Annotated in this window: 14 protein-coding genes; 2 read left to right on the top strand and 12 right to left on the bottom strand. The window is 46.4% G+C overall.

Features of this window, described 5'->3' with window-relative positions; genetic code table 11:
* Positions 1-10: 10 nt before the first annotated feature.
* The 12 genes from Xets_RS03640 to Xets_RS03585 all read right to left on the bottom strand — a co-directional run bounded on the left by Xets_RS03640 (position 11) and on the right by Xets_RS03585 (position 12,982).
* Positions 11-1,612, bottom strand: coding sequence for an NAD(P)/FAD-dependent oxidoreductase (locus tag Xets_RS03640; RefSeq protein WP_187651161.1), 1,602 nt, complete (start codon positions 1,610-1,612; stop codon positions 11-13).
* A complete protein-coding gene (locus Xets_RS03635; RefSeq protein WP_099132996.1) occupies positions 1,609-2,409 on the bottom strand; it encodes a cyclase family protein in 801 nt (266 codons plus the stop codon). Before Xets_RS03635 ends, Xets_RS03640 begins: the two co-directional genes overlap by 4 nt.
* Positions 2,410-2,449: 40 nt before the next feature.
* A complete protein-coding gene (locus tag Xets_RS03630; RefSeq protein ID WP_244208799.1) occupies positions 2,450-2,998 on the bottom strand; it encodes a flavin reductase family protein in 549 nt (182 codons plus the stop codon).
* A 13-nt stretch (positions 2,999-3,011) separates the two neighbouring features.
* Entirely contained in the window at positions 3,012-4,256 is a 1,245-nt protein-coding gene (locus Xets_RS03625) for a styrene monooxygenase/indole monooxygenase family protein (RefSeq protein ID WP_187651160.1), read from the bottom strand.
* Between the two features lie 38 nt (positions 4,257-4,294).
* Complete coding sequence (locus tag Xets_RS03620; protein ID WP_099132994.1) at positions 4,295-5,083, bottom strand: SDR family oxidoreductase; 789 nt, start codon at positions 5,081-5,083, stop codon at positions 4,295-4,297.
* 276 nt (positions 5,084-5,359) lie between these two features.
* Positions 5,360-5,992 carry a bifunctional 4-hydroxy-2-oxoglutarate aldolase/2-dehydro-3-deoxy-phosphogluconate aldolase gene (locus Xets_RS03615; protein WP_187651159.1) on the bottom strand — a complete coding sequence of 211 codons (633 nt, stop codon included), beginning with the start codon at positions 5,990-5,992 and terminating at the stop codon, positions 5,360-5,362.
* On the bottom strand, positions 5,958-6,962 hold the full coding sequence (locus tag Xets_RS03610; protein ID WP_187651158.1) for a sugar kinase: 1,005 nt from the start codon (positions 6,960-6,962) through the stop codon (positions 5,958-5,960). Before Xets_RS03610 ends, Xets_RS03615 begins: the two co-directional genes overlap by 35 nt.
* A 9-nt stretch (positions 6,963-6,971) precedes the next feature.
* Complete coding sequence (gene uxaC, locus Xets_RS03605) at positions 6,972-8,411, bottom strand: glucuronate isomerase (RefSeq protein ID WP_187651157.1); 1,440 nt, start codon at positions 8,409-8,411, stop codon at positions 6,972-6,974.
* 16 nt (positions 8,412-8,427) lie between these two features.
* On the bottom strand, positions 8,428-9,891 hold the full coding sequence (locus tag Xets_RS03600) for a fructuronate reductase (RefSeq protein ID WP_187651156.1): 1,464 nt from the start codon (positions 9,889-9,891) through the stop codon (positions 8,428-8,430).
* Between the two features lie 68 nt (positions 9,892-9,959).
* A complete protein-coding gene (gene uxuA, locus Xets_RS03595) occupies positions 9,960-11,144 on the bottom strand; it encodes a mannonate dehydratase (protein ID WP_187651155.1) in 1,185 nt (394 codons plus the stop codon).
* Between the two features lie 15 nt (positions 11,145-11,159).
* Entirely contained in the window at positions 11,160-12,458 is a 1,299-nt protein-coding gene (locus Xets_RS03590; RefSeq protein ID WP_099132988.1) for a TRAP transporter large permease, read from the bottom strand.
* A 17-nt stretch (positions 12,459-12,475) separates the two neighbouring features.
* A complete protein-coding gene (locus Xets_RS03585) occupies positions 12,476-12,982 on the bottom strand; it encodes a TRAP transporter small permease (RefSeq protein WP_099132987.1) in 507 nt (168 codons plus the stop codon).
* Between the two features lie 261 nt (positions 12,983-13,243).
* Here Xets_RS03585 and Xets_RS03580 point away from each other — a divergent pair, with 261 nt between their 5' ends.
* The gene (locus tag Xets_RS03580) at positions 13,244-14,236 is read left to right on the top strand and encodes a TRAP transporter substrate-binding protein (protein ID WP_099132986.1); all 993 of its coding nucleotides are present in this window, start codon (positions 13,244-13,246) and stop codon (positions 14,234-14,236) included.
* Positions 14,237-14,356: 120 nt separating this feature from the next.
* Positions 14,357-15,106, top strand: coding sequence for an FCD domain-containing protein (locus Xets_RS03575; protein WP_099132985.1), 750 nt, complete (start codon positions 14,357-14,359; stop codon positions 15,104-15,106).
* The last annotated feature ends 425 nt before the right edge of the window (positions 15,107-15,531 follow it).

The raw sequence follows: 15,531 nt of genomic DNA, 5'->3' as shown, positions 1-15,531 counted from the left end.
GCTACTTTAATCAGCGTCGCGCAAGTCGGCGGGCGACAAGATAGCCGGAAGTCCCACTTAATCCGGGGCCTGGATGGGTTGAAGCCCCAATGTGAAACACGTTACTGACAGGTGTTTGATGCGCCTTGGCACCTTGCGCAGGGGCAAACGGACGTAGCCAGAAAAATTGATCAGGTGAACAAATGCCTGAATAGGGATCGCCTCCTGACAAATTACAGTTCAATGCCTGTAAGTCCGCCGGAGAATAGGCTTTGCGGCCAACAATAGAGGATGAAAAACCCGGCATCACCGTTTCCAGACGAGCCTGTACACGATCCGCAACCGCTGTGCGAATAGCCTCATTCCATTTGCCATCTGCCGGAATAGGAATTTCTCCCGCTGCATCGCCTTTTAGCTGCGTCGGCAACTCCTGCATTTGAATCCACAAAACCCAACCGTCCTTTGGAGCACGGGAAGGATCAAGAACTGTTGGCTGCCCTATCGCAAGTGTCGGATGACTTGGCAGATAACCATTGTTGGCCTGCGTCACGGACAAACAGACTTGTTCCATACTCTCCGTTAAATGGACAAGTGGTACATGGCTCAATTCAGGCTCACACCACGGTGGTGGAGCGTTCAAGGCAAAATGAACCTGCATTCCCCCGCGCCCATAACGATAGTTCCGCGCCCGTTGCAGGAGGGTATCGGAAACCTTATCCAGCAAGTGACCATAAAGCTGTTGGGGGGTTACATTACAGACCACTGCCTCACTGGCATGATAAACCTGTCCCGCAACCATAACACCAGAAGCACGGCGCTTTTTCCCCTGCCCTTGGGTGATGATCCGGTCAACGTTAGCATGAGTGATAAGCTGACCGCCATATTGCTTAATGATCCCTGTTAGCGCTTCTACAATGCGCAGACTGCCACCTTTTACCACCGGCATCCCGCCGGCAACCACGGCAGCAAAGGTGAGCTTACCTATCAGAGCGGAGCTGGCATCATCCGGCCCCAAACCCGTATGCAATACCCACGGCGCCAGCAGAGCGCGGCTGAAATCAGACTGTAATTCACGTTCCGCCCAGCGCCGGAAAGTTTCCAGCGAACTGCCAACAAACTCACTCAATCCATCAATACCGCGTTTGTGCCATTCAGAAAACAGCAATTTGAGTATCCCGAGACCATAGGGATTTTGCCCTAATAAGCCAAAGATCAGCGCGGCATCATCATGAAAAATTTGCTGTGCCATGCGCTGCAATGTCTCTCCATCACCTGCCGCGATTTCATCAAGCCGCAAAGCTGAGGCCAGAATATCCCGCTTTAAGGCAATTCCCTTGCCATTGGGTTGGATCAATCCCGTTGAATAATCGCTTTGCAAAAATTCCAAACCTGCCTTTTCCAATGCAGGCTTGAGTTCTTGATAAGCTGGACTACCCAAAAACAGCGGATACCAGCAAGAGAGCACATCATGGGTATAACCGGAAAAAAGTTCTTCCGTGCGAATACAGCCGCCAGGTACTGCATTGCGTTCCAGTACCAAGACTGATTTACCCCATTTTGCCAACAAAGCGGCACATACCAATGAATTGATGCCACTGCCGACAATGATCACTTGTGGTCTGGGAACTGTCATGGTATCGCTCCAGAAAAAGATTCAATCAATGCCAGAACACGCAGCGGGCTTCCCGAACCGCCGCCAATCTTGAGGGGAGCCGCAATAATGACAGCACCAGTGGGGGGCAACAAATCGAGGTTTTTCAGGCACTGCAAACCATATTTATTCGCCCCGTGCATCAACGTATGGCAGGGATACGTCACTGGCCAGCCATAAGATTGCCCCGCATCCGTATTAATGGTTTCTACCCCGAACCCGCGAATATCCCGCTCATGAATCAACCACTCTACCGCTTCCTGGCTTGGTCCTGGCGTGTGAGCACCATCATCATGCATATTGAGAAAACGTGCCGGATCGTCCGCCCGTTTCGACCAATCTGTCCTGAACAACAACCATGCTCCGGCAGGAATATGACCATGCTGTTCCTCCCAGGATTGTAAAAACTCAACCGTCAATATCCAGTCTGGATCTTGTGCCACCTGCTGGCTGGCATCCACCACCACCGCAGGCGCGACAAAATTATCCAAAGGAATGGTATCGACACTGTTATCGGGGTGATCTTTACCGCTTACCCAATGTATCGGCGCATCAAAATGCGTTCCGGTATGCTCACCACAACTAAAATTGTTCCAGTACCAGCCCGGACCATGCTCGTCATAGTGAGAAATGCGTTCCATGTTGAATGCCCAAACTTGTCCAAATTGTTCAGGCAACTGCAAGGTCGGAAAATCCGGCGTCAATGTCTGCGTAAGGTCGATGATTTTCACACTGCCTTGATTTAACGCCGTGACAAACGCATTTAACAGACTATTCATTAATCATGTTCTCCTGAATGTTTTCCAACAGAATCATTTTTTATATTCCGTGAACATCATGCAGACCGGTAAACATGCCGCCATGAAAAACCAATGGCTTACCTTCGATACTGGCAATTCGTTTGACCTGACCAATCACCAGTAAGTGATCGCCAAGATGCGTTTGCTGGTGATTGGCACACACCAGAGTCGCTATCGCTCCGCCAATCGAAGGGATACCTTCGGGCGTTTCCTGCACCAGAATACCCTGAAATTTATTTTCTACCCGTGAACTCGCAAAACGCAGGGCCAGTTCCTGATGGTCATAACTCAGGATGCTGATGGTGAAATATTCGCAATCACGGAACACAGACAGATTAGGTGAATGATTAACCAAACTCCAGAGCACCAAAGGCGGCTCCAGTGAAAGTGAAGCAAATGAGTTGATGGTCAACCCCACATTACGCCCCTCAGCAGTGCGCGTTGCAACAATGGCAACCCCTGTCGGATATTTGCCTAAAAGCGTGCGCAAATCTCTCGTTTCAAATTCGGTCGCGCCCCATCCACTATCAAACAGCGGCATTTGGTTATTCAGGGTATTTATGCTCATGTTATTCCCCCGTTTATGCCCGAATTTCTTCAATGAGCTGTGAATGGATGTATTCTTCACAGGCATGGGCATCTTCCCACCACGGGAACAGTACCGGAGGATGGTTGAACGCATTGGCAATTGTGCTGCCGAGTGTCGGCAGACGCTGGGCTGCTGCTAATAATTCCAGAACGTGTGGCTTTGGTGGGACAAGAAGACTGTTTGTCCATTCCACAACGTAATGACCATATTTCCAGAATTGTTCAAACGTATCGTTCATCCATTCAGCCGTAAACGGTTGGTCACCACGGGCAAGAATGGCTTCGTAATAGACTTTGCAGGCTTTTGTTGCATTATTTGAACCTTGTCCAGTCAGCGGATCATTCGTAACTACCGCATCCCCCAGGCCAAAAACCTGGCGACCAGAAGGCAACGTCAGCACGGGCTTACGCACCACTGGTGCAAAACGTCCCGCCAGAATGCCATTTTCATCGGTCAGCTCTACATGCTCACAACGTTCAGACTCCCACGGCAGGAAAGTTTTGAGGATCTGCTTGCTATAGGCCAGATGTTCCTTCGGTGTTCTGACCTCTTGCCAGCCATCCATTGCGCCACCCGGAATACCTTCAAAAACCATAATGTCGCAGGGACCATTTAGTGTCAGGGCAGGAAAAACGAAATATTCCCCTGCACCCGGGATCAGGTTAAAAGAAACACGGGAATATTCAGGCGTTGGCAGCATACCATTCACATAAGTCAATGCCAGTGCGCGCCGCGGTGTATCATATGGTGAGCGTGAAGCATCGCGTTCCAGCAATTTTACAATTTCCCCTTTTCCTCCCGCCAGAATGACCAATTCATGGCTGGCAGCCTGGCGTTCCAGTTCAGCAACCCCCACATCGCTAATTTCCAGATTACCGCCACGAGAAGCAAATAGTTCCAGCCAAAATGGCATCTTAATACGTTGATCGACAGCTTGCGCATATTTATCGAGCCGTGCACTCCATTCAATGGCTTTGTCATTGGGAATTTCGGGATGTGGCACGGTGAAACCGATTCCTTCAACGGGCGGGCATTGCGTTTCCCACTGATTCAATCCCAAATCACGTTCAAATTGTAAAGAAGCATCGAACATGCACTGGCTTGACAGAACCCGACCATTGCGAACATCATCAGGCGTGCGGTTGGTGACTACAGTGACTTGATAGCCCTTGTCTAGCAGACCAAGGGCCAGAGGCAGTCCAGCCTGGCCACCTCCGACGATAGCGATACGACGCATAGTATTTTCCTCTTTTGTTTTGGCTGCCGGAACTGAACCTATTCCGCCAACCGTGGAATAGCGGGTTTCGCCTGTTCTGGTCCCATTGCTGAATAACCACCATCAACGGCATAATCTGCACCAGTTACAAAACTCGCCAAATCTGATAAGAGAAATGCCACGACCTGCGCAATTTCTTCGGGATCACCAACACGGCCAAGCAGATGGTAATCTGCGGCAACGTTATCGGCTTTCTGTCGCTTCCCCTGAGTCAGCTCATCCATAACCCGTGACCAAGTCCACCCTGGTGAAACAGAATTAACGCGGATGTGGTCAGCCGCATAATCCATTGCCATACTGCGGGTAATTTGCAGCAACGCGGCTTTTGAGGCGGGATATAACCAGCGGCCTGTCTGGGCAATTGAGGAAGAAATGCTGGTGAAGTTAACAATGGCACCGCCTCCCGCTGCAATGAGATAAGGCCGGACAAATTGGGCTGCTCGAACAGCACTGATCACATTAATATTCAAGGCGGTCAGCCATGTTTCACGGCCAGCATCGGCACCATTATCCAGATAAGTGGCTGCAAGGTTGATGAGATAATCCAGACGGTGATAATGAGCAACAACATCATGTATTGCCTGAGAAAGTTGTTTGTCGTCAGTAATATCGACATGCCAGAAACGGATGAATTCCGGTTGCAGGCTGGCCGCTTTCTTCCCGCCTGCCTGATCAATATCAAAAATCGCGACCTTAACCCCATATTCACTCAATATCCTGGCAACGGTTGCCCCAATTTTGGTAGCTCCACCGGTGACAATAGCGACTTTATTATTTAAGCCCTGCATAAAGATTCCCCTTTTGTCATATGCCCACCAGAGTGATTAATCATGAAGGGGTATCATTACGTGAAATAGGGAGACGCAAGTAGCCGCTATATGCAGAAAAGATCCATTCAGTGCAGATTTGGCCTCTTACCCGCCCAAAAATGCAGGTAAGAAAACACAAAACAGGGATAAAGATGAGAGGTTACTCTGCTGGGGCATTCAACGCAGCAAGTGGATATTCGCTATATAGATAAACCATAGGTGGTGCCATTATGGCATACAAAACCTCATATCCCATCACAGCAACTCCACCAACTCCACCGCCTCCCTCACCAATTGACCCACCTTCTTCCATTCCTTATCTCGGATCAACTGTGGGCTGACCATCCATGATCCACCACATGCCACAATTTGTGGGATAGTAAGATAATTGCGAATATTCTCAACACTGATCCCACCGGTTGGCATGACCTTTAACTGTGGGTATGGAGCGAGTAGCGCGTTAATCATCGCAATTCCACCCGAGGGTTCAGCCGGGAAGAATTTAACAAAATCGATGCCTAATTCCAGCGCCTGTTCAATTGTGCTGGCATTATTCACGCCGGGAATGATAGGGATACCAATTTGCTGGCACGCCTGTACGGTGTTTGGGTTAAGCCCTGGTGAGACGACAAACTCTGCCCCCGCTATTTTTGCCTGACGAACATGTTCACGATGAAGCACAGTTCCTGCACCGATCAGCATATCTGGCCGCTCAACCTTCAGCAGACTAATCGCTTCGGCGGCACTCTCGGTACGAAACGTGATTTCAGCCACCGGCAAGCCGTTGTCTGCTAATGCATGACCAAGAGGAATGATATCTCTGGTCTCTTCAATGGCTATTACAGGCACGATTTTAATCTGACGCAGACGTATCATTATCTCTTGCATTTTCATTCTCTCCAATTTCGTTCGAATTAAAAAAACGGGCGATAACCCCTTGTGTCGCGGCTTGCGGAACAATCGCACCTTTATGCTGGATCACAACCCCTGCGAGCTGATGCCCCATTAATGCTGAATCATGAACAGATTTCCCATTTAACAGCCCCGCGATAAAACCCGCATTAAAAGCATCGCCCGCCGAAGTGGTATCAACGACAGGTGTAACAGGTTGAGTTTTAATATGCAGTGTGTCGTTGCAACCGCTTAAGTCACGATAAAAACAGCCCCGTTCACCCGCTTTGATAATGGCTTGTTTAACCCCCATTCTTTTCAGACGATGAAAACTTTCCTCAGTTGAAGTATCGCCCCAGAGATTTGCTTCATCATCGTCAGTGACTAACGCAATATCAGTGATGGCATACATTTGCTGATAACACGCACGGGCTTGGGCTTCGTTTTCCCATAAGGCCGGACGATAATTACTGTCAAAGAAAATCACTTTCCCTTCATAAGATAACTGTTTTAAATCAATGAGCAGCCGTTGGCGATCATCTTCGGGCGAAACCGCCAGGCTGATCCCGCTGAGATAGAGCACATCCATGCTCTGCAATTGCTGGCGCACTATGGGGTAATCAGGATGGCGCAAGAGATAACGTGCCGCCGAGTCATTGCGCCAGTAAAGAAACGTGCGTTCACCTTTTTCATCAAGTTGGATCAGGTATAAACCGGACTGATGCGCATTATCACGCAATACTAACGCAGTATTAATGCCCTCTTGCTGCCAGCGTGAGATTATACCTTCGCTCAAGGCGTCCGTTCCCATCGCCGTGACAAAATGGACATCAAATATATCGCCCCCAGCGCGAGCCAGATAAACCGCGCTATTCAGCACATCACCGCCATAGCTTTGTGTCATGGCACCAAATGGGATGCCATTTAGCTCAATCATACATTCGCCAATCAGGGCTATTTTCCGCATCTGCATCCTTTAATCCTTCATGGCCTGAAAATAACGTTCAGCATTATTGAAGCAGATATCCTGAACTATTTGCCCCAGCATTTTTTCATCATGGGGAATTTCACCATTTTCGACCCCGTTCCCCAGCATATTACAGAGAATGCGCCGAAAATATTCATGGCGGGTATAGGATAAGAAACTGCGTGAATCTGTCAGCATACCGACAAACTGGCTTAATAAGCTTAATTGGGAGAGTTGCTCTAATTGACGCTGCATACCGTCTTTTTGATCGTTAAACCACCAGCCCGATCCAAATTGAATTTTGCCCCCGATGTTTTTACTACCTTGCACAAGGCTTCTGCCCTGAAAGTTGCCAGTCATAGTTGCGATCACTTCGTTATCACGGGGATTTAAGCAATAGAGAATGGTCTTCGGTAATTCATCAGTTTTATCCATCTCATCCAGCAAACGAGATAATGGGTAAGCGATAGGATTATCTCCAATGGAATCAAAGCCGCTGTCTGGCCCTAACCGTTTAAACATACGCGTGTTGTTATTGCGTAAGGCACCAATATGCATCTGCATGACCCAGCCGCGTTTTGCATACTGCTTACCTAACCAAACCAGCACCGCTGTTGTGAATTGTGCGATTTCTAATTCACTGAGTGATTGCCCTTGTCTGCGCTTTTGCAAAATGATATCTAACACTTTTTCGTCAGGTATTGGCGCATAACGCAAATGTTCAATTCCATGATCCGATGCCACACAACCGTGATCCTGAAAGTGTTCAAGGCGACGCGCTAATGCCAGCAATAAATCAGCAAAACACCCGATGGTGACATCTGCGACTTCTCCTAATCGTTCGAGATAGTCACAAAAACCCGGTAATTCAATTTTGAAGACTTTGTCTGGACGCCAGCTCGGTAAGACTTTGATGGTGAAATCTTTATCTTTGGCAATCTGTTGATGATATTCGAGAGAATCAATGGGATCATCCGTTGTTCCTGCCATTCGTACCTGCATTTGCTGCATAATGCCACGGGCAGAAAATTCACTTTGAGAGAGTTTTTCATTCGCCTCATACCAGATAGCTTCTGCGGTGTCAGGCCCCAATAATTTTCCGCTAATGCCAAAGGGGCGTCGCAATTCCAGATGTGTCCAATGATAAAGTGGATTGCCGATCGTCAGGGGAACCGTTTTCGCCCATGCGAGGTATTTTTCGTAATCACTGCTTTCAGTACCAGTAATCAGTGCCTCTTCAATCCCTGCCGCACGCATCGCCCGCCACTTATAATGATCCCCCTCCAACCAGATTTGACCAAGATTGTGGAAACGGCGATTTTGCGCGATCTCTTTTGGATTGAGATGACAGTGATAATCATAGATAGGCATCAACGCCGCGTAATCATGATAAAGGCGGCGGGCAACATCATTATTTAACAGGAAATCTTCACACATAAAGGTTTTCATTACATTTCCTCTATGGTCAAAGGGCGGCAACCGCTTGGCGGCTGCCAACGTTCAGTAGGTTCTGGTAGGTTTTGGTGACGTTATCGACAAAGTCACGGTTTTTGACTAACTTTTTACCGAAAATCGATTCAATTGCCAGTAACGCTTCCACCACATCAACAGAATGACCATATTTGGCAAAAATCGCCGCAAAGGTCTCTTTTAATGGATCACGCACATCAATAGACTGGCCTTGTTCATCCACGCCACTGATATAGCGCATCCAACCCGCCACACCGAGCGCTAAATGGCGATAATCATTTCCCTGCATAAGGTGCCATTCAATGGAATCAAGCATGCGCTGTGGCAATTTCTGGCTGCCATCCATCGCTATTTGCCACGTCTGATGTTTTAACGCTGGGTTAGTGAACCGTTCGATCAATTTATCCGCATAGGCCATTAAATCGATATCTTCTGGCATCGACAGGGTTGGAGCTTGTTCATTCACCATCAGTGCGTACACTGCCCGACGATAATCGGCATTAGTCATCGTATCGGAGATATGGGCATAGCCACCCAAATAACCCAGGTAAGCCAGAAAGGAATGAGCGCCATTTAACATGCGCAATTTCATCATTTCAAATGGCACCACATCGTCCACAAATTGTGCACCGGCCAGATCCCAATCTGGACGCCCATTGACAAAGTTATCTTCAATCACCCATTGACGGAAAGGTTCGCAGGCAATGGCACAGGGATCTTCAACGCCCAGCCGTTGGGCAATTTCAGTTAACGTTTCTGGTGTAGCTGCCGGCACAATACGATCCACCATCGTGCAGGGAAACGTCACCTGATTTTCTATCCATTGTGCCAATTTTTCGTCCTGCAAACGCGCCAGACCCAATACGGCCTCACGGGCAACATGTCCATTTTCCCGCACGTTATCGCACGACAAAATTGTCACCGCAGGGAGGCTTCGTTCAAAACGCAATTTTAATGCCGCAGTGATATAGCCGATGGCTGATCTTGGCACTGCGGGATTAGCAATATCTTTAATAATCAATTCATTATTTGGATCTAAACGCCCGGTCGCGGCATCAGTACAATAGCCTTTTTCAGTGATTGTCAAAGAGATGATAGCGATATCAGGATCGGCCATCTTTTCGATAATCGCCTGAACACCGTCAATTAATGGATGCATCCCCTCTTTCATCGAGCCAATAATTTTTAATCTGATTTCTTCCTGCCCTTTTTCTGCGACGGTATAGCGCATGGATTGTTTTTTCAGATTTTCAATCAGTGAAGCATCATTTAGCATCAGGTTAACTTCACAGAATCCCCAATCACTGTCTGTCTGTTCTAATACATAATGTGTATAAAGCGCCTGATGCGCCCGATGAAACGCACCACAGCCTAAATGCACAATACGGGAAGTCAAACGTTCGGTTGTCCAGCGTGGACATGGAACAGAGGTTATCGCATTGACAAGATTTTTTTCCATAATCGACTCACAAATAAGCGGTAATGAGTGACATTCATTCACTACCCTGTAGGGTTCAAGGTCAGAAATTATTTTTGGAAAAATGCACGATGAATACCCAACTCAAGGCCACGAATTTCAGCCAGTCCTTTCAGGCGACCAATTGCCGAATAGCCGGGATTCGTTTTCTTTTTCAAATCATCAAGTATTTGATGACCATGATCAGGCCGCATTGGAATCAGGTGATTTTCACCCGCTGCCAATCGGCGATGTTCTTCTTCGGCAACCGCTTTGATCACTTCATACATATCCACATCACCGGCAAGATGCGCCGCTTCGTGGAACGTGGATGGGTTCTCCTCACGCACGGTTGAACGCAAGTGGAGAAAATAGATACGGGGACCAAATGCTTTGATCATCTGCACCAAATCATTATCCGCCCGCACACCGTAAGATCCGGTGCACATCGTATAACCATTGGCATTACTGTCTACCGTTTCGGCTATCCAATGCATATCCTCTATCGTAGAAACAATGCGTGGCAAGCCTAAGATCTCACGAGGTGGATCATCAGGATGAACAGCCATTTTGATACCAAGTTCTTCCGCAACCGGAATGATCTTTTGCAGGAAATAAGCAAAGTGCTCACGCAATTTGGCCTTATCAATGCCTGTATAACGTTTTAGGTGTTGGCGAAATTGTTCTAAGGTATAGCCTTCCTCTGCACCAGGAAGACCAGCAATGATCGTGTTTGTTAGTTTTTGTTTTTCTTCTTCTGTCATTGAAACAAAACGTGATTGTGCTTGCACAATTTCATCATCGGAATACGCTTTTTCTGCCCCACAGCGTTGCAAAATGTGGATATCAAAAACAGCAAATTCGATTTGATCAAAACGCAGCGCTTTTGAGCCATCAGGTAATTCATATTCGAGATCAGTACGAGTCCAATCCAGAACAGGCATGAAGTTGTAGCATATTGTTTTAATCCCGCAGGCAGCGAGGTTACGCAAGGTTTGTTGATAGTTTTCGATCCATTGATCATACTCCCCAGTATGCGTTTTGATATCTTCATGAATGGGAACACTCTCTACGACTGTCCACTCAAGTTGATTAGCTTCAATCAGTGCCTTACGTTGCTCTATCTCTTCGATAGTCCAGATTCCACCGTTAGGAATATGGTGCAGCGCCGTCACCACCCCTGTTGCTCCAGCCTGACGGATATCCGCTAATAAAACCGGATCTCTTGGCCCATACCAACGCCAAGTTTGTCTCATAATTCCCCCCTATAACTAATTCAAAACTAATTCAGGTAACCATAAACTCAATTGCGGCAGGTATGTCACCAGCGCTAGCGCCGAGATCAGCGCAACATACATCGGCAACAGTGGCTTCAATACCTTATCAATACTCACATCCCCCACAGAGCAACCCACAAATAAAGCGCTGCCGACGGGAGGGGTACAAATCCCAATGGCCAAATTAAATGTCATGATGATGCCAAAATGCACAGGGTCGATACCCATGCTCATCGCAACGGGTAAGAAAATCGGCGTGAAGATCAAAATAGCCGGTGTCATATCCATAAAGATCCCCACAATCAGCAGAATGATATTAATGACTAGCAGAATGGTCAGCGGATTATCAGAAACCGTCATCAACGCATCCGCAATCAGATACGGCAGATCAGCATTGGCCATCGCCCAGGACATACCCATTGATACGCCAATCAGCAGCAAAACAATCGATGTGGTCACCGCAGAATCAAGAATAATTTGGGGCAGTTGTTTGAAACTCACTTCACGATAAACAATCACTGCGAGAATAAAACTGTAGAGAACGGCAATGGCTGATGCTTCTGTCGCTGTGAAGATCCCCGCAATAATCCCGCCCATGATCACTACAATCAGCATTAATGACGGTATTGCTTTCCACGCTGTAGCAAAAAATTCGCTCCATGTTGGCCGAGGTGCAACAGGATAACGTTTCCTCTTGGCAATAATGGCAGACACAATCATGAGTGAAATTCCCATCATAATGCCAGGGATATAACCCGCTAAGAACAAGGCAGCAATAGAAGTCCCTCCTGAGACTAACGAGTACACAATCAAGGTATTGCTGGGTGGGATCAGCAAACCTGAAGGGCAAGAAGCGATGTTCACGGCAGCAGATAACTCAGGGTCGTACCCTTCTTTTCGCTGCATCGGCGCCATTGTCCCCCCGACCGCAGCCGCGGACGCCACTGCCGAGCCTGAAATTGCCCCAAACAGCATGTTCGCCATAATATTGACGTGCATTAATGATCCCGGCAAACGACCGCCAATCATTTTAGCCAGATTGATCAAACGCGCTGCTATCCCGCCCTGGTTCATAATATTTCCGGCCAGGATAAAAAACGGGATCGCCAATAAAGAGAAATTATCAACACCCGCAGCCATACGTTGTGCAACAACCGTGATTGCAGATTCCAGCGGCAATGTCATCGTAATAGCGACTAACGAAGATAAGCCGATTGCAAAAGAAACGGGAACACTCAATGCCAATAATATTGCAAATGTGCCAAAGAGTGCGGCAATGGTAGACCAATCCATACTCTAACCTCCACAATTTAATAATTTTCAGGCACAACGGGTGGTTGACCAGAAAAATGCTGAACAATCGAGATCACATCAACGAGCGCATAGAAAATCATCAATAATCCGCTAATCGGCAAACATAAATAGATGTATCCCATCTTCCAGCCTAATACCGGTGTGATTTGACCATTTTCCAATGTCGATGAAACAAGCAGGCTGCCACCATAAAGCAGCACAATGGAAGAAAATAAAATAATTGTTGCCTGAATAATCAGGCCGATAATACTTTTCTTGACTCCGGTTAATTTCATCATCAGCAGATCGATAGCAAGATGACGATGCTGTCCGGTGGTATAGGCAGCGCCAATCATTGCGACCCACATAAACAGATAACGTGCTAACTCATCGGTCTCCGTGCTCGGTGCATCTAAGACATAACGTGAAATGACCTGCCACGACACACATAAAACCAGAAAGGCCAGCAGGCAGATGGTAAAAAATGCCAAACTTTTATTGGTCATCGCTACAAGGTTTTTCATTTATCCGATTCCTGTCATTTTGGTTTACCAATTAAAATCCACACAGGAATTAGAATCTATACTGATCGTACTAAAAACGTTGAAATAACTCCCTGAAAAAGGGTGAGATAGATCACAAACACAAAAGGTCAACCAATTATGCTGTTTTTTGCGATTCAGATCGACCAATCGGATTTTACCCTTTGCCCAATCAGTGAGATCTGATTATGGTTTGTCCACAGAAAATCATAAAAACCTACATTCACCTCTGGAGAACCAAACATGCAGAACAACAAACGACAGGTTTTAGGTATAGCAGGCATAGCGGCGGGCGTAATGTTTATGCTGGGAACATCCCAGGCTTTCGCCGTAACAACCCTGAAACTCAGCCATAACCAGAACCGAGACCATGCTGTCCATAAAGCCATGACCGAGTTCGCTAACGAAGTGAAAGAAAAAACCAACGGGGAAGTCCGTATCCGTATCTATTCTGATTCTCAATTGGGCAACCAACGTGAATCTATCGAATTGATGCAAAACGGTGCTCTGGATATTGCTAAATCCAATGCGGCAGAATTAGAAGCCTTCTCTCCGGCGTATTCCATTTTTAACCTGCCCTATTTATTCCGCGATAAAGCGCACTATCAACAAGTCATTAATAGCGATATTGGTAAAGAAATCCTCGATTCAAGCCAAAACATGGGGTTTATTGGTCTCACTTACTATGATGCGGGTGCACGCAGTTTTTATGCGAAAAAACCGATTAGAACGCCTGAAGACCTAAAAGGTTTGAAAATTCGCGTACAACCCAGCCCAACGGCAATTGCGATGGTGAAAGGGCTGGAAGGAAGCCCAACGCCGTTAGCTTACGGTGAACTCTATACCGCATTGCAACAGGGGGTTGTAGATGCAGCGGAGAACAACATTACTTCTTTTACGCTAAGCCGCCATAGCGAGGTGACAAAGTTCTTTTCCCTGGATGAACATACGATGATCCCTGATGTGCTGTTAATATCGAACAAATCGTTGAATAAATTAACCACTGAACAACAAGATATTGTGAAAAAAGCGGCACTAAACTCCTCAAAATATATGATTCAACTGTGGGAAAAATCAGAAAAGGAAGAGCGTGCTAAAGCAGAAAAACAAGGGGTTAAATTTATTGTCGTGGATAAAACCCTCTTTCAAAACGCGGTTAAACCCATGTATGCCGATATTGCAAAAACCCAACCGGAGTTATTCGAAATGGTAAATCGAGTGCGTAAAGTAGAATAATTTTCTCTCAAAACCACCTATTGTAACAAGAATAGGTGGTTATATTTCTGGCATTGATGTCTTAGAATAACATCATTTTTAGTCGTTTCATTTAAGTATATTACCTTACGGCGGCATTAAATGATGAACTTTGCAGACTCCAGGCGTCCCTATCACGAAGTAGCCCAATCATTACGTCAGATGATTATAGAGATGGATTATTCTCCTGGTGATCGTCTCCCGACAGAACGAGAAATTGCAGAAAAATTCAGCGTTTCGCGTACTCTTATTCGTGAAGCGTTAATTGTACTGGAGTTGGAAAACCTCATTGAAGTACGCAAAAGCTCAGGTATTTATCTCATCCGCCTGCCGCACTCTTGTTCAAGCGATACAACCCTTAATGCCGCAGGGCCTTTTGAGTTATTACAAGCGCGCCAATTATTGGAAAGTAATATCGCTGAGTTTGCAGCACTCCAGGTGACTCCGGTCGATATTGCCAATATGCGCAACGCATTGGAAAAAGAGAAAAAAGATCTAATTTCGGGAGAAAGTGAATCCGGTGACAGGGAGTTTCATTTAGCCATCGCGCAGGCAACGCATAACAGTATGTTAGTTGAATTGCTTAAACAATCCTGGGCATGGCGTGAGAATAACCCTATGTGGATCAAGTTACATAGCCGAATTACCAATACCGACTATCGTAAAGCGTGGTTGAATGATCATCAGGCAATTTTGGCAGCGATGATCAAAAAAGATCCCGCAGCAGCGAAACAAACGATGTGGCAACATTTAGAAAATGTGAAACAGAGTTTACTTGAATTATCAGATGTGGATGATCCTAATTTCGATGGGTATTTGTTTGAGTCGTATCCGGTTGGTATTGGGAAGTGAGTTTTTGACGCTGAGCTGGCTGAAAATCTCAAGACCTCGGGAGATTTAAGCCAGTTCTTCCTCTTTATCAAAAAACTGACTGTTGAAATTTTGCTGAACAATGTATTTCAGCTTGCCATCAAAAGATGCAAAATATTTCTGTCAGATGAATCCGTGAAGAAAGTGATTTTGGCTGGTAATTCGAGCAGCTTCTAAAAAATGGACTATACCGATTCAATATTAACGTATTGCCATGTATCGTTTTATGATTGAATTCAATGATTGTCCAACCATAATTTAACGCGATGCTCGACTTTTATGGTGAGTTGAAATGACATAGCCGCTCCTTTATAACTTTAAGTTGACAAACAAAGAGAAATAAAGGAACAAAAGGCTATGTCACAACAAGATTTTATCATTTGGGTGTTTTGTTGGGTAGAGGATAA

The organism is Xenorhabdus sp. TS4, assembly GCF_014467265.1.
GTDB classification, from domain to species: Bacteria; Pseudomonadota; Gammaproteobacteria; order Enterobacterales; family Enterobacteriaceae; genus Xenorhabdus; species Xenorhabdus ehlersii.
Note: the sequence above shows the minus strand (reverse complement) of the source record. Positions and strands in the feature narration are given on the sequence as shown.

Excerpts from the sequence above, each read along its gene's own strand:
- Xets_RS03640 (WP_187651161.1), bottom strand. The coding sequence starts at position 1,612 with ATGACAGTTCCCAGACCACAAGTGATCATTGTCGGCAGTGGCATCAAT.
- Xets_RS03635 (WP_099132996.1), bottom strand. The coding sequence starts at position 2,409 with ATGAATAGTCTGTTAAATGCGTTTGTCACGGCGTTAAATCAAGGCAGT.
- Xets_RS03630 (WP_244208799.1), bottom strand. The coding sequence starts at position 2,998 with ATGAGCATAAATACCCTGAATAACCAAATGCCGCTGTTTGATAGTGGA.
- Xets_RS03625 (WP_187651160.1), bottom strand. The coding sequence starts at position 4,256 with ATGCGTCGTATCGCTATCGTCGGAGGTGGCCAGGCTGGACTGCCTCTG.
- Xets_RS03620 (WP_099132994.1), bottom strand. The coding sequence starts at position 5,083 with ATGCAGGGCTTAAATAATAAAGTCGCTATTGTCACCGGTGGAGCTACC.
- Xets_RS03615 (WP_187651159.1), bottom strand. The coding sequence starts at position 5,992 with ATGCAAGAGATAATGATACGTCTGCGTCAGATTAAAATCGTGCCTGTA.
- Xets_RS03610 (WP_187651158.1), bottom strand. The coding sequence starts at position 6,962 with ATGCGGAAAATAGCCCTGATTGGCGAATGTATGATTGAGCTAAATGGC.
- uxaC (WP_187651157.1), bottom strand. The coding sequence starts at position 8,411 with ATGAAAACCTTTATGTGTGAAGATTTCCTGTTAAATAATGATGTTGCC.
- Xets_RS03600 (WP_187651156.1), bottom strand. The coding sequence starts at position 9,891 with ATGGAAAAAAATCTTGTCAATGCGATAACCTCTGTTCCATGTCCACGC.
- uxuA (WP_187651155.1), bottom strand. The coding sequence starts at position 11,144 with ATGAGACAAACTTGGCGTTGGTATGGGCCAAGAGATCCGGTTTTATTA.
- Xets_RS03590 (WP_099132988.1), bottom strand. The coding sequence starts at position 12,458 with ATGGATTGGTCTACCATTGCCGCACTCTTTGGCACATTTGCAATATTA.
- Xets_RS03585 (WP_099132987.1), bottom strand. The coding sequence starts at position 12,982 with ATGAAAAACCTTGTAGCGATGACCAATAAAAGTTTGGCATTTTTTACC.
- Xets_RS03580 (WP_099132986.1), top strand. The coding sequence starts at position 13,244 with ATGCAGAACAACAAACGACAGGTTTTAGGTATAGCAGGCATAGCGGCG.
- Xets_RS03575 (WP_099132985.1), top strand. The coding sequence starts at position 14,357 with ATGATGAACTTTGCAGACTCCAGGCGTCCCTATCACGAAGTAGCCCAA.